The 18355-nt window shown below is 61.7% G+C and carries 14 protein-coding genes; 7 read left to right on the plus strand and 7 right to left on the minus strand.

Translation table 11 applies throughout. The features are described 5' to 3' along the window. Window positions 1-49: 49 nt before the first annotated feature. From AAHM40_RS23170 to AAHM40_RS23190, 5 genes are all read right to left on the minus strand, one after another. The gene (locus tag AAHM40_RS23170) at window positions 50-2938 is read right to left on the minus strand and encodes an ATP-binding protein (RefSeq protein ID WP_342246774.1); all 2889 of its coding nucleotides are present in this window, start codon (window positions 2936-2938) and stop codon (window positions 50-52) included. Window positions 2939-3354: 416 nt separating this feature from the next. After that, window positions 3355-4191 carry an alpha/beta fold hydrolase gene (locus tag AAHM40_RS23175; protein ID WP_342246775.1) on the minus strand — a complete coding sequence of 279 codons (837 nt, stop codon included), beginning with the start codon at window positions 4189-4191 and terminating at the stop codon, window positions 3355-3357. 83 nt (window positions 4192-4274) lie between these two features. Then, window positions 4275-5663, minus strand: a complete 1389-nt coding sequence (locus AAHM40_RS23180) for an MFS transporter (RefSeq protein ID WP_342246776.1) — start codon at window positions 5661-5663, stop codon at window positions 4275-4277. 379 nt (window positions 5664-6042) lie between these two features. Beyond that, window positions 6043-6948: a LysR family transcriptional regulator gene (locus tag AAHM40_RS23185; protein ID WP_342246777.1), complete on the minus strand. Its 906-nt coding sequence runs from the start codon at window positions 6946-6948 to the stop codon at window positions 6043-6045. A gap of 87 nt (window positions 6949-7035) precedes the next feature. Further along, window positions 7036-7572, minus strand: a complete 537-nt coding sequence (locus AAHM40_RS23190) for a 2,4'-dihydroxyacetophenone dioxygenase family protein (RefSeq protein ID WP_342246778.1) — start codon at window positions 7570-7572, stop codon at window positions 7036-7038. 262 nt (window positions 7573-7834) lie between these two features. Between AAHM40_RS23190 and AAHM40_RS23195 the strand changes: the two genes are divergently transcribed. From AAHM40_RS23195 to AAHM40_RS23210, 4 genes are all read left to right on the plus strand, one after another. After that, window positions 7835-8686 (plus strand): VOC family protein, encoded by an 852-nt coding sequence (locus tag AAHM40_RS23195; RefSeq protein ID WP_342246779.1) that lies wholly within the window; start codon window positions 7835-7837, stop codon window positions 8684-8686. Window positions 8687-8731: 45 nt separating this feature from the next. Beyond that, entirely contained in the window at window positions 8732-9595 is an 864-nt protein-coding gene (locus AAHM40_RS23200; RefSeq protein WP_342246780.1) for a glycine betaine ABC transporter substrate-binding protein, read from the plus strand. Window positions 9596-9708: 113 nt separating this feature from the next. Further along, complete coding sequence (locus tag AAHM40_RS23205) at window positions 9709-10818, plus strand: L-dopachrome tautomerase-related protein (protein ID WP_342246781.1); 1110 nt, start codon at window positions 9709-9711, stop codon at window positions 10816-10818. A 70-nt stretch (window positions 10819-10888) separates the two neighbouring features. Then, window positions 10889-11974, plus strand: a complete 1086-nt coding sequence (locus AAHM40_RS23210; protein ID WP_342246782.1) for an oxidoreductase — start codon at window positions 10889-10891, stop codon at window positions 11972-11974. Between the two features lie 459 nt (window positions 11975-12433). Here AAHM40_RS23210 and AAHM40_RS23215 read toward each other — a convergent pair whose 3' ends face one another. Continuing rightward, complete coding sequence (locus AAHM40_RS23215; RefSeq protein ID WP_342246783.1) at window positions 12434-13468, minus strand: AraC family transcriptional regulator; 1035 nt, start codon at window positions 13466-13468, stop codon at window positions 12434-12436. A gap of 198 nt (window positions 13469-13666) precedes the next feature. On the opposite strand from AAHM40_RS23215, the gene AAHM40_RS23220 reads away from it, so the two are divergent. From AAHM40_RS23220 to AAHM40_RS23230, 3 genes are all read left to right on the plus strand, one after another. Continuing rightward, window positions 13667-14356 carry a TetR/AcrR family transcriptional regulator gene (locus tag AAHM40_RS23220; RefSeq protein WP_342246784.1) on the plus strand — a complete coding sequence of 230 codons (690 nt, stop codon included), beginning with the start codon at window positions 13667-13669 and terminating at the stop codon, window positions 14354-14356. Continuing rightward, window positions 14328-16100, plus strand: coding sequence for an acyl-CoA dehydrogenase C-terminal domain-containing protein (locus AAHM40_RS23225; protein WP_342246785.1), 1773 nt, complete (start codon window positions 14328-14330; stop codon window positions 16098-16100). Before AAHM40_RS23220 ends, AAHM40_RS23225 begins: the two co-directional genes overlap by 29 nt. 87 nt (window positions 16101-16187) lie before the next feature. Further along, on the plus strand, window positions 16188-17366 hold the full coding sequence (locus tag AAHM40_RS23230) for an acetyl-CoA C-acetyltransferase (protein WP_342246786.1): 1179 nt from the start codon (window positions 16188-16190) through the stop codon (window positions 17364-17366). Window positions 17367-17585: 219 nt separating this feature from the next. Here the strand turns inward: AAHM40_RS23230 and AAHM40_RS23235 are convergent, their stop codons facing one another. Beyond that, entirely contained in the window at window positions 17586-18344 is a 759-nt protein-coding gene (locus AAHM40_RS23235; RefSeq protein WP_342246787.1) for an SDR family NAD(P)-dependent oxidoreductase, read from the minus strand. Window positions 18345-18355: the final 11 nt, after the last annotated feature.

Here is an 18355-nt window from a genome sequence, read left to right on the forward strand (position 1 = left end):
CCCCCCCCCCCCCCCCCCCCCCCCCCCCCCCCCCCCCCCCCCCGCGCCCCTACCCCATCGCTCGTAGCATTTCAGCCGAAACCTTGAGTTCACGGGTTTCGAAGCCTTCGGTGAAGCGCGAGTAGACCGCCTCCAATTGCTCCCTGGCCTCCCTGCTCTTGCCCTCGCCTACCCTCACGCGCGAAATGAGCAGCGCGACTCTCAACTCCCAGGACAGCGCGGACTGCTCCCTCGCGCTCGCCAAGGCCCGAGAAAGCAGATCCTCAACCTGCTGTTTCTCGATCGGCGGCAGGCTCAAAATCACCTCAGCCTTGGTTCTCAGCAGGTCCGGTAAGTTGAAGTTGCCGCTTGTGATTTCAGCCAGGTCGATCGCTTCGTCAATAGAAGCCAGGGCTTCTGCGCCCTCTCCGCATTCGCGTTGCGCTTGCGCAAGGGCCTGGAGTGCATCCGTCCTCACGACGCTCATCTTGGGCGGCGGCAGCAGCGCCAGGCACTGCTGAAGTTGGTCGGCGGCGACCTGGTGGTGGCCTCTCTGCAGCATCAGCAAACCGTTGAGGAAGAAGATGACCTGACGGCGCACGGCCACCTTGTAGTCCACGGCGACGCTCTCGAGCTCACGGATCAGGTCCTGTGCCCGGTCCAGCCGGCCATTGCTGAGCAGGATAGGGAAACACAGGGTTGCGCACAGGTAGAACGAATCCGGGTTCCGCCTGCTTTCGGCAATGGCGCTCGTTGCGAGCTGGAGCGCCTGCACCGGCATACCTCGAATCCATTTCACGCGTGCCTGACCAAGGCTGGCAACGACTTGCTCCTTGGTCTCGAAGTACTGGAGGGGACGCAATGGCTGCCCTGCCAGAAGCCCGGCACCTGCGGAGTAGCTTTCGTCAGCCTCCGCCTGGCGTCCCGAGAAATGCCAGGACGACCCTTCCATCCAGCGGGCGATGATCGCCTCGCAGGGGCCACCATGGGTCGCGGCCGCGCTGGCATAACGCTCGCTGACCGCCAGCGACTCCTGGAACCTGCCGTTTGCCATCATCGCCAGGTGGAGACCGGCGAGAAAATGGAACATGGAGCGAACATCGCCCAGTTGCCGCGAAAGCTCCAACCCACGCTCCACGACGGGCGTCATCTCGCCGTCGTAGTCACCAGCGGAGTAGTAGGTAACCGCTGCCGACTCCAGTAATTCGAGTTCGGTCTTAGTCGAGCGGAATGCCTCCGGTAGCAGCCTCAGTGCCCGTTCGCAGCAGCGCTTGCACTCCATGAGCAACCCCCGTTCCAGAAACAAGGGAGCGGCCAGGCAACTGATCTCCACAGCCAGCGGTAACTCCCCCTGCTCGGAAAACGCCCAGTCGATGGCCGCGCGCAAGTTACCGACATCCAATGGACTCGACTGCACGCTCGAAGCGATAGACGACGCAACGCAAGCATCCTTCAGCAGTCGAAGCTGGCCTGCGTAATAGAGGGCGTGGCGGCGGGGATAATCGTTCCGGCTCTCAACTCTCGCGAGCCGGGAAGCAGCATAGGCACGTGTGGTCTCGAACAACCTGAACTGAAGCGCTCCGCTGACCCGAGCGATGGCCACCAGCGACTTGTCTACCAGATCACTGACGGCCTCCCCCACCTGGATGGCGTCGATCTCCCGATCCGCCGCCACGGCCACCGCAGCATCAAGCGTGAAGACTCCCCAGAAGACAGACAGCCGGTAGAGCACCTGCCGATCCCGCTCAACTAGAAGATTGTGGCTCCAGTCGATCATCGTCTCGACCGTCTGCTGGCGGGGACAGGCATCTCGGCGGCCCTGCCAATGCAGGGCGAACTGATTGGCGAGCAGGTCGGCAACGCCCTGCACGCCATAGGTCCCGACCCGACTGGCCACCAAGCCGATAGCATGGGGATTCCCATCCAAGCGGCGACAGAGGGCCGCGACAGTAGGCGCGTCCTCGTCACGCAGCTCGTTCCTGGCGCCCCCTTCCCGGGCTCGCTCCATGAATAGCTGGACGGCGGGCCAGAACAGGGCCTGCTTCGCCGTCAGGCGACCTGTATTGGGCGGGGACGCCAAGGGGCGCAGCAGGTAGATGAACTCGTCATTGACCCTGAACGCTTCCCGGCTGGTGTTCAGGAACGACACGCTCCCGGTCCCATCGACAATCTGCAGGCAAAAGGCCGCAACTGCGGTGATCAGATGCTCGCAATTGTCGAGAACGATCAAGGTTCTTGTCGTCGAGAGAACATCCAGAAGGCCCGGCAGGATATCGGTGCCCGAAGCGTGGTAGCCAACCGTCGCGGCCACAGCTTCCGCGACCATCTCGCCACATTCCAGGGCGCTCAGGTCGACAAAGTGGATCGCGCCATCGAATGCACCGAGCAGATCGTGGGCCACCAATACGGCCAGGGTCGTCTTACCCGCGCCAGCCGCTCCGACCACAGTGACCAGCCGCCTGTCCAGCACCACATGCGAGAGCTCCGTCACGCAGTCTTCCCGCCCCACCGCGGACTTCAATGGCATCGGGAGACTCGGGAGCGCTCGTGGGGTTTGATCCGTTCGCAAGGGATGCAGTACCGCAGCGACCGAACTGGCTTCAGGCACTGCCGGCGTGGGCGGTTCCATGGCCTCGATCCGCTCGATCCGCTCGATCGCAGCGACGAAGCAGTACCCACGCCCCGCGACGCTAGCGATGTACCGTGGCTTGTGCTGATCACACGCCAGGGCGCGACGAATGTTCGCGACCTGCACGCGTACATTGGAGTCTTCGACAATCAGCCCCGGCCAGGCGAGCGTTGTAAGCTCCCGGTGCGTCAGCACCCTGCCATTGCCTTCCACCAGCGCGGTGAGGATGTCGAATGCACGGCTCCCCAAGGGTACTTCCACGCCGTCCTTATGGAGTACGCGGATACTTGGGTAAAGGCGGAACGGTCCGAAAGCGAACGCATCGTGCATAGTCTGCGCTCCTGAGGGCGGCCAAGGAGAATGTGATCGTCGAAGCACCCTGCCAGACAGCTCCCTCAGCTCTGCGGGTTTTACTGCAGCACTTTCTGTTGCACCAGCCAATAGACGTAACAGCTGATAAGGCGGTTGGGGCATCGACCGCCCCACCACCAACGAACAGCTTCAATCCCGAACTCGACGACAGGAAACGATACGCCTGGACGGTCCCGGATTGGCCATTTCCTACAGCTCCCAGCAAGGCTGGCCTCAGTCGCGAACAGGAGCGCTGGCAGGAGGCAGCACCTGCGATCTGCAGGCGCTCCAGGTGGAAAACCGATATTGACCGGTGCTCGAGAACTGCTTCCCAGCTCACGCGGGTTAAGCGTAAACCTGCATGCGTTCTGGTCAATCAGCCAACAGTCTTCCCTTCACACGCGTGGTTCCAGGAAAAAGTCGATGATCGCTGGAAGCACCTGCTCCGGAGCCTCCAGGGTTGGGCTATGCCCGATCTGGCTGAGGCGAATCAGCTTCGAGTTGGGCAGCTCTCGCTTCATCTCATCGGACCACGCGGGCGGTCGCGGCATGTCCTCCTCGCCATTGATGATCAGCACCGGGATGGTGATCGATGGCAGCAGTGCGACTGAGCTTTCACGGTGCATGACCCCTTTCATCGCCGGACGCAGCGCTTTCGGCAAGGCCTCGATCCGTTCGCGCCAGTAAGCCACCAACGCCTGTTTTTCCGGATTGTTGCGAGTGGTCTTGCCGAACATCACTTCCATGGTCATATCGAGAATGTCTCCGACGAACCCCTGCTCGCCCGCGTCGACGACCCACTGCGCGAATCGCGCACCTTGCTCGGGCGGCTCACCACAGGCCGAGGAGCCGGCGACTATCAGTGAGCGGAACAGCTCCTGGCGTCGCGCAATGAGTCTGAAGGCAACATCTCCGCCCATGGACTGGGCCATGACATTGATCGACCTGAGCCCCATTTCCTCGATCAGTGCTTCCATATCGTCCGCGCACTTATCCATGGTGATGATATCGACATCGTCCAGGGCGCTTTTCCCTTGGCCTCTGAAATCAGGGCGTATTACCCGGAACTTTCCGGCGGCTGCTTCGACTAGACCGTCGAACATGGTCCCATCGAGAAAACAGGAGTGGAGGCAAAGAATTACTGGCAGATCAGCCTCGCCTGTATCTTCGACCCAAAGAGTCGTACCGTTTACCTGAATGTTCTTACCGTGGGAATTGACGACTTGTAACATGATGACTCTCCTGACATTGGATATTCCCGCGCGGGAACTTTTTGTAAGTTGCAGGTGTGAATTTATTTATCTGAAAGACAACTTCAGTTGGCCATGTTGCACGATGCCTTGGAAACCAGCGCTTTATCGTGCTTGAGGAACCAACCTGTGGTTTCTCGAGTGAAGAAAGCCGTTACACATGCAGCGACTATCATCAGCCCGGAAATGAAGTACAGGGCGTAGTTGTAACCCGCCACTTGTTCAAAACCGCCGCCTGCGCCAATGAACATACCAATCACGAAAGGACCGAAGCCACCGGCGTAGATACCCACATTGACAATTGAGCCTGCAATTCCGGATGTTCCAGGCTTGGCCGAGTCGAAGGCCATTGCATACAGCAGCGTGTAGGGGGCGTTCATCGCACACCCGGCGAACAACTGGACGCCAATGAGCCAGGCCAGACTCAATGATGTGAACTGAAAGAGATACATACCGAGAGCCAGCCAGGCGAATACGATCATCAGGCAAAGCTTGCGGCCCACGCGATCAGAGATCCAACCCCAGACTATCTGCCCGATACCTCCGGTGATGGTGAACAATACGGAGTACGCCGCGGCTTCGGCGAAGTTGTAATTGGCCACGAATGCCAGGTACTGGGGCAACCAGAAACTGATGCCGAAATACCCGACGATGGCCAGCATCGAGACGAGAGCGATGATGCTGATATTCGGGTTCCGCACCGCAGACCGAAAAGCGCCCTCAGGTGCCACCGCGGCTCCTTGGGCAGCCGTCAACGCTGGAAGCGTTTCTCCTACGTCACGCACATGATCGACAAACGACTCATAGCGTTTCTTGGTGCAAAACCACCAATAGACGGAAAATATGATGATCATCGGAACTGGAAACAGCAGGAAGGCCAGCCGCCAGTTCTCGGGGCCGTAGGCGTTCAGCAAGGCACTGATAGCCAGACCGCCGATCAACGTACCCCAGGGATAGCCCGTGTGGTGCAGGCCCAATGCAAAACCGCGCCGCTCCCGTGACCACCATTCGGACAAGGAGGTGACTTCGATCGCCTCACCGGCACCACCAAAGGCGTGGGAAATCACCTGCAAGGCTACGAGCACGCCCAGCGATGCGGTCAGGAAGTTCAAGCCCGTTAGAAATGTAAACAGCGTATAGGCAATCACGATGGGCAGATGGCGATACTTGCGCATCCAACCCTGCCCGCCCTTGTCAGCCCAGATCATGCAAGGCACGGCGATCAATGACGTGGCGATGGTAATCAACGCCGCAAGAAAACCCGCCATTTCCGCGCTGGTTTTGAACTCGCTGGTAATAGAGGGCAACACCATGAAGAACATCTGCCGCGAATTCGCATCCATGGCGTAGATCAGCCATAGCAACGCCATGGCTCCCCACGAGGCGGCTCCAGCTCCTTTGGAAACTCGTGTGAATGATGAAGCAACAGCAATTTTATCTTGAGCGAGTCCCATAGGATTATCTCCCGCTAAGTTTTATTTTTATTGTTCTCCGACGAATAACCAGCGCAGCGCACTTACGATGTCGGGTTTGCCGGCAACTCCATATCACTGAAAGCCACCGTTTGAAGATTAAAAACCCAGCGAGACTTGCTGAATATAGCTAGAGCATCACAGCAGCTTTGAACTTTTGGCACAGGTCAATGGCATGGACGGATCGCGGGCATTCGTTGACGAATACAGGCTTCAGAAACGCAGAAACCCGGGTAGAACCCGGGTTTCTGGATGAGCCGGCTTGCGGCCGCTGGACTGAAAAGGCACTGAACAGGCTATTGCAGGATTGGCGCTTACCATTCCGAAACGCCCAGTACCACTTGCATCGCTCCCTGCCTGTTCAGGTCACCTTCCAGGGATTCTTATCCCATTTGTCCTGGAAAAACTCGATAAAGACCCGGATACGGGGGCTGAGGTGCTTTCTGTCTGAATACAACAGGTAAATCGGTTCAATGATCCCCGACTTGTACGTCTCCAGCAAAGGCACCAGCGTTCCCGCTTTTACATCGGCCCCAATATGGAAATCGGCGAGTTTCACGACACCCGCGCCCGCCAAGGCCATGTCTCGCAGAAGATCACCCTGAGTGAAGGATGCGCTGGGTGTCACGGGAACCGAAACCCCCTCTCCTTCCTGAACGAATGACCATTTGTTCCATGGGCTTACAAAGCTGAAGTTGAAGCACCGGTGGTTCAGCAGGTCAGACGGCACAGCGGGAACACCCTGCCTGGCGAGGTATTCGGGCGAAGCACAAATAAGCCACTCACACTCCCCGACTCGCTTGGCAATACGCGAGGAACTGGGCAGTACGCCGCTGTGGATCGCGATATCGAGCCCCTGTTCAAAATGGTCCACAAACTGCGCCCCTAGCTGGATTTCAACATCCAGGGACGGATACAAGTCCAGGAACTCAGGAAGCCAAGGCACAATCTGGTGCTTGGCGAATGTGGTCATGGTGTGAATTCGGAGCGTTCCACTGACTTTCGAGGGGAGTGCTTCAGCCAGGGAGTCGGCCTCATTCATGGCATCAACGACGGCCTTGGCACTGTGGAGGTAAGCCGCCCCCTCCTCGGTCAGGGTGAGAACCCGTGAACCCCGCTGGAAGAGCCGAACCTGCAGCCTGTTCTCCAGTCGCGTGATCAACTTGCTTATTGCCGAAGGCGTCAGATTATGGACCCGGGCAGCGGCCGAGAAGCTTCCACACTCGTTGGCCCAGATAAAGGCAAGTAGCTGTGAATAATTGTCCATTTCCCATCCTGACGTTAACTGTTCAGCGTCACGCGCCCTGAACGACCATAAAAAAACGCGCCGCAGCGCGTCTTTTGACCGTTCGTATTACCGGATGAACTGCTCAACATAATCGTCTGGCAGACCCAGCGTCTTGTAATGAGCACGGGCGTTTTCAAGCTTGGTGAAAACATCTTCGTAGCCTACCGCAACGCCCTGAGGATCGACGTAAGTGTAGCCACCCTGCACGTGGAACCAGGTGATCATTTCCTCAACGTCTTCGGGCACGTAAAGGGTATGTGTTTCACCCGGGGGCTCATAGGCAAAAGAGCCCTCTTCGGCAATCCAGTCATGTTCCAGGTAATACCAGCGCCCCTTGAGCACGATTGCATGGACGCCCCCCGTGTGGCGGTGACGGGACAGAACACCGGCCTGCCGCACACGCAGAAGGTTGATGTAATACCCGCCACTGGTATTGAGCAGGAGCGGCTTGAATGAAACGGTCTTGGTGACCGGAACCCAAAGCTCATCATCTTCAAGCCAATTGGACATGACACCCGGGTGAACCATATCTGGCGTCATGAACGGAACTTGCGGCAACTGGTAGGGAATCGCTAACTCGTCAGGCTTGACGGGATTATTCATTGTTGACCTCTCAGCTATATCAAGACTTCAGAGCGCACTAACTGCGCCCTGACTTTGGCTGGCTGAAAGGTTATGGGGGCGATCTTTCGATGAAAATAGCTGCAAAATCACACCAGCTGTGACGCGTGGTCATAGGGGCGACTTGTGTTCTACATGGCCCATCGGCTTCACGAAGATTAACAACACCTAACACCCCTCGTTCGGACGACAGTCCTAGGATGGAGGCCTTACCAGCGCGCATCGCCGAACCCTGGGAGCCGCCATGAAAACTCGTGAATGTGAGCCTGCAAACGAACTTGATGATCCCCTGCGCCGCGAGCTGCTGCGGGCCACGGGAATCGTCACTCTCGGAGGAGTCCTGGGCTCTTCCCTATGGTTGACCCTGCCACCCCGGGCCGAGGCCGCCAACGCCACAGGTGAAACAAGCCTGGGTTCCCGTCTTCGCGGTGTGCAGCACTTCGGCATTACGGTGCAGAACATGGACCGCGCGTACGAGTTCTACACCGAGGTCCTCGGTGGGACGGAGATCATGCGGGACGGTGACTTCTTCGGGGATCGCATCCAGAACACCCTCCTGCTCACGGAGGAGGTGCAAGCGGTAGCGGATGGGGTCAACCCACGTACACTCGGCATTCCCGACCTTCGCGGTGGCGCCCAGCGTCTGGATGTCAGGTTCATCCAGTTCGACAACGTGGTGATCGAGCTCCTCCAGTACCGGGACAAGGAAGAACCGGCCGGCCAAGGCGATAGCTTCGCCCCGGCCCGGGAACTGACCAGCCCGGCCTTCCCCCGCTCCATGCACGTGTGCTTCTACATCCGCGACGATGTCGACTTCAATCAGTTCGTCCGCGACCTCGAAGCGGAGTCCGCCCGGCGCGGCATGACCCAGGTCAAGGCCAACCGGATCGTCAGGGCAACCACGGAACAGCAGCGGCTCGAGGCGGCCATCGACAGCAACACCAACAGGATCACCGAGGGGCCCTCCTCAGGCTGGTCGCTGATCTACTGCAAGGGGCCCGAGGGCGAACAACTGGAGTTCGTTCAGGTTCAGGGCCATGCCAAGCAGACCTTCGACGGGGCCTATGAATCCCGTCGCAAGCAGCTCGGCGGGTAACCCGCCCTCCCCTGTACACGCCTTTGCGACGACGCGGATAGCACCATGAAGACATTCGCATCCACACTGCTGCTGCTCTCGCTCGCCTTCGCTCAACCGAGTCGGGCCGAGCCTCAGGCGTTGGTGGTGGGCCAGATCAATCTGAGCTTCTACACCGCCAGCGCTGCCGTCGTGAAAGTAGTACTGGGCCAGCTCGGACACCCGGTGCAGGTGGTGGAAGGCAACCATCCCGACATCTACGGTCGACTGGGGCGTGGCGAGGCCGATCTGCTCATCGCATCCTGGCTACCCAATGCCCACGGCCATCTTCAAGCGCCCCTGGCGGACCAGTTGGTGGAGGCCTCGACCCTGTACGAAGACGCTCGCCTGTACTGGGCGGTACCGGCCCACGTTCCGCAGGAGGCCGTGCGATCCATCGACGACCTGAAGAAACCCGACGTGCTCGAACGCATGGACCGGGTCATCGTCGGCGTCGGACCAGGGTCGGGCCTGATGAACGGGTCCGAGCGGATCATGCAGCGCTACGGCCTGCAGGCTGCCGGCTACAGCCTAAAGGTTGCGCCTGCCCCGGAATGGTCCCTTCGCTTGGCCGATGCATCCGAAAGCGGCCGCTGGATGGTGATGCCCCTATGGCAACCGCAGTACCTCAACGCTCTCTACCCCGTGCGAATACTCGACGACCCGCGTGGGATCTTCGGTGTCGATCGCGCGGTGGTCGTGGTACGCAAGGAGGTCTGGCAGCAACTCCCCGAGCGCACGCGGGTGGTCTTGAAACGTGTGCACCTGGGCATCCCGGTGGCCACCGAACTCGAACGCCAGATGATGGTGGAAGGGCGACCCGCCGAGCAGGTCGCTCGTGACTGGATGGCGGCCAATCCAGACGTGGTCGCCGCCTGGTTCCGGGAGTAGCCGAACCCCCATCGCCCACCTGCGCCCCTGGGCGCGACTCATGAAAGCCGCCCCGGACCTTGTTCCGCACGCGTTAAAGGATTCGAGGTACCGGTTCAACAGGAGACATCGTGATGAAACCGCTTTACGCCCCCTTGCTTGCCACACTACTGGCGGCCTCCGCCTTCACCCTGACTGCCAACGCCGCACAACCTGAAGTGGGCAAGGTGGAACTGGTGGCCGAACTCGAAATCACCCCCGGCAATGTCACCGCTTCCAAGGATGGACGCGTGTTCGCCAGCGTCCACGGTATGCGCCGGGGCCCCGTGCAGCTGGTGGAAATCACCGGCAACAACGCCTATGCGCCGTTCCCGAATGACGCCTGGAATGCCAAGCCCGGCAGCGGGCAGGACGTTCTGAACACCCCCCACGGGGTAGTGATCGATGGCCAGGATCGCCTGTGGGTGATCGACCACGGCAACTGGATGGACACGCCGCAGCCGCCGAAACTCCTGGCATTCGATATCAACACGCGTGAACTCGCGTACCGACACGATTTCAATCGCTGGGTGGCACCGGCAGGGCAGATCCTTCAGGACCTGGCGGTCGATGGTGAGCGGGGATTCGTCTACGTCGCTGACTGCGGCCTGGACCCAGCCATCGTGGTTGTCGATACGAAAAAGGGCACCGCTCGCCGCTTCCGCGGACATCCGTCCCTGGCTGCGGAAGATGTCGAACTGGTCGTGGAAGGCAAGCCACTGCTCTTCCCAGGTGAGGGCGGTCGCATGGCGCCGGCGCGGGTGGGGATCAACCCCATTACTCTGTCCGCCGATGGCGAGACGCTTTACTTCGGTGCGATGAACGGCACCAGTTGGTACGCCGTGCCCGCTCGCCTGTTCCGCGAAGGTGCTGCTGATGCGCAGATTGCCTCGGCCATCACGCGTGTAGGCGCCAAACCCATTTCCGATGGCGCCGCGACGGATGCCGAAGGCAATCACTTCATCACCAACCTGCCGGACAATGGGGTTGACGTCCTGACCTCCAACGGCGAGTTGAAACCGCTGGTGAGGGATGAGCGTTTTCTCTGGGCCGATAATGCCCACTTCGGACCGGACTCCTGGCTCTACGTGGCGGTCAACCAACTGCATCGAAATCCCATCTTCACGGGAGCCGGGGACACCGGCGTGCCACCCTATCTGATCGTTCGGATCTGGACCGGTACCAAAGGCCAGCCGGGACGCTGAAACTGACCTGACAGTGCACTGTCGCCCATGAGGTCTTCCGTCATGCGTTCGAGTGTGAGGAGGAAGCGTCGTGCCGCATTCCAGGCTTTTCGAGCCGCTGTCTCTCGGACGTCTGCAGCTGGCCAATCGCATCATGGTCGGCCCTATGTGCCAGTACTCTGCGGAGGACGGGTGCATGAGCGATTGGCACCTTATTCACCTCGGCCAGCTCGCACTCTCGGGTGCAGCCTTGCTGGTCATCGAGACGACGGCCGTGTCACGGGAGGGACGCATCAGTCACGCCGACGTCGGTCTCTGGAATGACAGGACCCAGGCAGCGATCGCCTTGATGCTGGAGAGTATCCGACGCTGGTCAGACATCCCCATCGCCATTGAACTTAGCCACGCAGGCCGCAAGGCGTCCATGGACGTCCCCTGGAGGGGCGGCATGCAATGCCCCCCGGGCCGGGAAAGGGGCTGGCAGGCCAAGGCACCTTCCGCGCTGTCCTACAGGCCTGGCCAGATTGCCCCGAAGGCGCTGGACCGCTTCGACCTACAGCGCATCCGCGAAGGGTTCGCCAAGGCCGCCATGCGCGCCTCACGCGCCGGTATCGACGCTGTCCAGATCAACATTGCCCAGGGATTTCTGCTTCATCAGTTTCTATCTCCGCTCACTAACCAGCGCGCCGATGTGTACGGTGGTTCGCTGCCTGGGCGGATGCGATTCCCCCTCGAGGTCTTCGACCAGGTGCGCGATGCTTTTCCAGCCAGTCGCCCCATTTTCGCGCACCTCTGCGTGTCGGATGGTGGCGAAGTTGGCTGGACGCTAGAGCAAGCCCTGATTCTCGCCAAGGAGCTGGAGGCCAGAGGCTGCAGTACCATTCAGGTGTCCTCAGGTGGAATCCAGCCCCGCGACACTGCTCCGGCAGCGCGCGAAAACCTGGAGTCGCTTGCTCGAGCATTGAAGGCGGCAGTGGCAGTTCCCGTGGCGATGACTAGCCCCCTCACCGGTTACCAGCAGGTCGAGGCGCTTGTCTCCGATGGCACAGCGGACCTTATCGCCATGACGCAAACGCTCCTGAACGCCCCCCGTTGGCCCTGGCTGGCAGCTCACTCATTGGGTAGCCGGGTCTGGATGCCGGTCCAATACACACACGGACGGTCTGGCCCCTTCTAGATGATGGGACTGCAACGCCCGGACCTTCTCGGTCCGTCCCACCCTCCCCTGCAGCCTTCCGATATATGCGTCATGCATGGGGCGGTTCCTGTTAGCGGAAGAGCTGCCATCGTTGTCGCTAAACAAGAGGGTGGCAGATCGCGTGGGGTTAGCGAACCGGCTAATAGGACCCGGCATACCACGAGGATCTCCCCACGCGATCTGCCATAGAGCGGTGCAGTCCAGAACTGCCCGAATGCCGATGCCTACGAGTGTCGCCAGCACCTTGATGGCGCGATCGCACCTATTAGTTCGGGTCGCTAAACCCGGTCACGGTAGAACCGTGACGGCCGGCACTCTATCCAGCGCGTTTGTTCGCCGGACTGCAACCAGATTGCATCGCCGAACGCGTCGCCACACGCCCCAGCGCCCCGCCATCCGTGGCTTTTGAATCACCGCATGACGAGCACTGTGTGCTCGCTAGCTGTCGGCACTTCCGACGGCGGGTTTCTGTCGGGCACGCTTCCTGAACTGCCCGGGGCTCTCGCCGGTCCAGCTACGAAAGGCCCGATGGAACGCACTGGGCTCCTGGAACCCGCTCATGATGGCGATCTCGCTGATGCTGAAGCGGTCGCCTTTGAGCAGTTCGAAGGCCACCGAGCGGCGCACCTCGTGCTTGATCTCCTGATAGCTGAATCCCTCACGCTCCAGTTGGCGGCGGAAGCTGGTGGCATTCATTCCCAATTCCTCGGCCAGGGAAACCAGCGTCGGAGGGATGAAATCCTCCTGCTGCCGTAGGCGCCGGAACACCCTTGCAGCCAGGCTCTCGTCATTGCGTATGCGCACGATCAGCCATTGCGGCGAGGTCCGCAGGAAGTGCTTCAGCGCGGGCAGGTCCTGCACCACGGGAAGCGCCAGGTAGCCGGCGTCGAACACCACTTCGGTGCGGTCAGCGTCGAACTCCAGCAACGGCCCCCACAGCAGCGGATCGGATCCATGGGAAGGACGCGGGTGGCCGAAACGGGTCCGGTCCAGGGGAATGCGCCGGCCAACGAGCCAGCAAAGCACCCCCAGAACGATATTGAGGAAGATCTCTTCCGCGCTGCCCCTGATGGCCTGATTGGCCATCGATGTCTGCAGGCCGATCACTGCCTGGCCGTTGCGCACCTCAAGGCTGGCGCGGATGTCATGAATGAATAGCCCGAGGTACCTCAGGTATTGCGACAGCGCCTTGCCCAGGGTCGGCTCCTGGATGAGGCCGCGACAGATCAGGGCGAAGCTTCCACGCGGCAAGCCATGGGAATCGAACCCGAAGAACTCATCGTTCAACTCCCGGACCATGGCCAGCCAGAAACTGTGGACGGCCGTGGCAGGCAGGCGGGCGTCCGGCAGCTCCAGCGATTGGGCGTCGATGCCAGCCTCTTCGAGTATCGCCCGCTTGCGCTCAGGCGCGTCCTCCAGCTTGTGCAGAGCTGCCTGGACGAGATACGCCGCCACCGAATCCTGTTCCCGCATGCTGCCCCTCAATGCTCCGCATAGCCCCGGCGAAAAGTCGGCCCATGATAGTTGAGCCTGACGTGTGCCAGACAGCTCGCCTGTGGCAAAAACTTCCACGCCGACCTGCGCAGTTTGGGCATAGGCCAGCGCCCTCCCCGCGCCTAGACTCGAAACCCTGATTGGAAGATGGGCATCAGCGCCCATGCAGGAGGTAAGGTGGGTTTCACACAGTCTGCGAGTCACGATGCCATGCCGGAGGTCCGTCGGGATAACTCGTCAGCGTCGCGTTTCGAGCGCAATCGTGAAAAAGCCCTGGCGCTTTTCGCCTGCAAGGGTTTTGGCCAGGTCAGCCTGCGTGAATTGGCAACCCACCTCGGGCTCGCCGCCGGCTCCCTCTATCACCACTGCAGCAGCAAGGAAGAACTCCTGTTCGAGTTCATCGAGGAGTACTACGAAGGGCTGCTCGCGGTTTCGTCCCGGTCGAACCCACGCAAGCCTTGCATCGAGCGACTGCATGAATTGGTCGCCGCCCTGATCGAACTGCACAGGGCCCGGCCCCTGCACTTTCGCCTCGCCATGCAGGAGCGGCATTGCCTCACACCTGCCCACCAGATGCGCATCGACGAATTGGAACTGCGCTGCCAGGAGTACTGGCTGCGTGACGTTGGGCTGGCCGCCGAGCCGTCCTCGGCTCGGCGCAAGGCGGCCGGCGATGCGCTTTCCGGCATCTTCCAGCAAATACCCAACTGGCTGGAGCACTCCGAACTCCCCGATGCCGAGCGCTCAGCATTCCTGGAAAGCCTGATCTTCGGCGCCGTGTCCCAGTTGATCAGTTTCCTCAAAACCTCTTCACCCGTGCCAAAGCAAGGTAACTCCCATGCCCCAGTACTGCGCTCCGCTTCGTGATCTGCGCTTCGTCCTGCACGAAGTCTTCGATGCCCCGTCCATCTGGGCTCGCCTGCCCGCCCTGGCCGAGCGGGTCGACGCCGATACCGCCGACGCCATTCTGGAAGAAGCCGCCAAGGTCACCGGACAGCTCATCGCCCCGCTCAACCGCAGCGGCGACGAGGAAGGCGCACAATGGCAGGACGGCGTAGTCACCACCCCAACCGGCTTCAAACAGGCCTACACCACCTACATCGAAGGCGGTTGGGTCGGCCTTTCCGGCAACCCGGACTATGCCGGCATGGGCATGCCCAAGATGCTCGCCGTGCAGTTCGAAGAGATGCTCTACGCCGCCAATGCCAGCTTCGCCCTGTACTCCGCCCTCTCCTCCGGCGCCTGCCTGGCCATCGACGCCCACGCCAGCGAGGCGCTGAAATCCACCTACCTGCCACCCCTGTACGAAGGCCGCTGGGCCGGTTCCATGTGCCTGACCGAGCCCCACGCCGGCACCGACCTGGGGATCATCCGTACCAAGGCTGAACCGCAGGCCGATGGCAGCTACAGCATTTCCGGCACCAAGATCTTCATCACCGGCGGCGAGCAGGACCTGACCGAGAACATCATCCACCTGGTGCTGGCGAAACTGCCGGACGCCCCGGCCGGGCCCAAGGGTATCTCCCTGTTCCTGGTGCCCAAGGTCATGGTCAATGCCGACGGTTCCCTCGGCGCGCGGAACGCGGTTTCCTGCGGCTCCATCGAACACAAGATGGGCATCAAGGCCTCGGCCACCTGCGTGATGAACTTCGACGGCGCTACCGGCTACCTGATTGGCGAGGCCAACAAGGGGCTGGCGGCCATGTTCACCATGATGAACTACGAGCGCCTGTCCATCGGTATCCAGGGCATTGGTTGCGCCGACGCCTCCTACCAGAACGCCGTGGCCTACGCCCGCGAACGTATCCAGAGCCGCGCCCCCACCGGTGCAGTGGCCAAGGACAAGGCGGCCGACCCGATCATCGTGCACCCCGACGTGCGCCGCATGCTGCTGTCCATGAAAGCCATGACCGAGGGCGGCCGCGCCTTCGCCTGCTACGTCGGCCAGCAGCTGGACCTGGCCAAGTACGCCGACGACGCTGACGAACGCCAGCGCGCCGAAGCCCTGGTGGCATTACTCACGCCAGTCGCCAAGGCCTTCTTCACCGACACCGGACTGGACAGCTGCGTGCTCGGCCAGCAGGTCTTCGGTGGCCATGGTTACATCCGCGAATGGGGCCAGGAGCAGTTGGTACGCGACGTGCGCATCGCGCAGATCTACGAAGGCACTAACGGCATCCAGGCCCTGGACCTGCTGGGCCGGAAGGTCGTGGCCAATGGCGGCGCCGCGGTGCGCCTGTTCTGTGGCGAGGTGCGCAGCTTTGCCGGCCAGCCCGGCGCGCCCTATTCCGGCGAACTGCTGGAAGCCCTGCAGCGACTGGAAGGCACCAGTGAGTGGCTGCTCGACCAGGCTGCCTGCAACCCCAATGAAGTAGGCGCTGCCTCGGTCGAATACCTGCAGCTCTTCGGCCACGTGGCCTACGCCTGGCTCTGGGCGCGCATGGCCCAGGTAGCCCAGGCGCGCCGCGAGGAAGACGAAGACTTCTACGCCGCCAAACTGGCCACCGCCGAGTTCTACTTCCGCCGCCTGCTGCCACGCACCCTCGGCCTGGAAGCAAGCATTCGCGGCGGCAGCGAGCCGCTCTTCGGCCTCACCGCCGAGCAGTTCTGACCCTTTAGCGTGTCGCGCGGCCCAGCCGTACTCGGGCCGCGCCTTTTTAATTTCGTCGTTCCGGCGCCTTTCTCAGGAGATTCAAGCATGCAAGACGTCGTTATCGTCGCCGCTACCCGCACCGCCATCGGCAGCTTCCAGGGTGCCCTGGCGAACATTCCCGCCCATGAACTGGGCGCGGCCGTGATCCGCCAGTTGCTGACGCAGACGGGCCTTGTGGGCGGCCAGGTGGATGAAGTGATCCTCGGCCAGGTGCTCACCGCAGGCAGCGGCCAGAACCCGGCGCGCCAGGCCGCCATCCTCGCCGGCCTGCCCCATCAAGTGCCGGCCATGACCCTGAACAAGTTGTGCGGCTCCGGCCTCAAGGCCCTGCACCTGGGTGTGCAGGCCATTCGCTGCGGCGACGCCGAGGTGATCATCGCCGGCGGCCAGGAGAACATGAGCCTGGCGCCCTACATCCTCCCGGCAGCCCGCACCGGTATGCGTATGGGCCACGCCAAGGCGCTGGACAGCATGATCCACGACGGCCTGACTGATGCCTTCAACGGCTACCACATGGGCGTGACTGCCGAGAACCTGGTGGAAAAATACGGCCTGACCCGCGAGCAGCAGGACGCCTTCGCCGCCGCTTCCCAGCAGAAGGCCGCCGCTGCCATCGAAGCCGGACGCTTCAAGGATGAGATCACCCCGATCCTGATCCCGCAGCGCAAGGGTGACCCCATCGCCTTCGATACCGACGAAGGCCCGCGTGCCGGCACCACCGCCGAGTCCCTCGCCAAGCTCAAGCCAGCCTTCAAGAAAGACGGCAGCGTCACCGCCGGCAATGCCTCCACTATCAACGACGGCGCTGCCGCCGTGGTCCTGATGAGCGCCAACAAGGCCGAGTCCCTGGGCCTGCCGGTGCTGGCGCGGATCAAGGCCTACGCCAACTCCGGCGTCGACCCGGCGATCATGGGCATCGGCCCGGTGACCGCTACCCGTCGTTGCCTGGAAAAGGCCGGCTGGAACCTCGAAGACCTGGACCTGATCGAAGCCAACGAAGCCTTCGCCGCCCAGGCCCTGTCGGTCAGCCAGGAACTGGGCTGGGACATGGCCAAGGTCAATGTCAACGGCGGCGCCATCGCCCTGGGCCACCCCATCGGCGCGTCCGGCTGCCGCGTACTGGTGAGCCTGCTGCACGAAATGATCAAGCGCGATGCGAAGAAGGGCCTGGCGACCCTGTGCATCGGCGGCGGCATGGGTGTGGCGCTGGCTATCGAGCGCTAAGGCAGCCGGTAAGGGGCAGCGCTTTGCTGCCCCTTGACGTCGATATCCAGAAGCGATGGTGCAGCCGGCCAGATTGTGCCCCGGATTTCATACGGGCTACTGACGTGTAGGAAGGCCGGCTTCATCCTGCTAATCGGAGCATTTCAATCGTCACGGGCAGAGCCGATGACTCATGACCACGCCCTGTGCAGCGCCGTCAGTGCATTGACCCACAACCCCTCAATTGCCCGCTGAAACGCCCCGATCGATGGCCATATCCGCTCCGGTGATCGAGCGTGCCGCGGGTTGGCAAAGGAAGTGCACCAGCTCGGCGACCTCCTGGGGCTGAATGAAACAGGCTCGATCACCCTGCGGATACTTCGCCAGCAACTCGCGGTAGTACCCCTCGGGATCGCCCTGGCCATAGTGCTCGGCCTGGAATTTCAGCATCGGCGTCTCGATATCGCCCGGCGACACTGCATTGCAGCGCACACCGAATGGCGCCAGGTCCAGCGCCAGGGTCTTGGTCAGCAAGGTCACCCCGCCCTTGCTGGCGCAGTAGGCCGCCGCGTTGCGGTTGCCCTGGCGGCCGGCGTCACTGGAGATGTTGACGATGGCACCCTGGCTTTCCTTGAGAGCCGGGATGGCCGCTGAACACATGAAGAACGTCGCCTTCAGGTTCACGTCGAGGACCAGATCGAAGTCCTCCTCGCTGAAACCTTCCACCGGCCCTTCGCGCCAGACACCGGCCGCGTTGACCAGGGCATCCAGCCGACCGAAGGCAGACAAGGTTGCGGCAACGGCCTCCTCGCAGGTCGATGGCCGGCGGATATCGCCGGCGAAGGTGCCGCAGGCAGGGAGCTCCTCCTGCAATCGGGCCAGGCCCTGGGCATCCCGGTCGGTGGCGAAAACCTGCCAGCCGCCTTCGGTGAATCGCTGTACCAGTGCGCGGCCGACTCCGCCAGCGGCGCCCGTGATCAGTACGACTTGAGTGCTCATGTTGGTTCTCC

Origin of the sequence: Pseudomonas sp. OTU5201 (assembly GCF_038440135.1) — a bacterium.
Taxonomy (GTDB): Bacteria; Pseudomonadota; Gammaproteobacteria; order Pseudomonadales; family Pseudomonadaceae; genus Metapseudomonas; species Metapseudomonas resinovorans.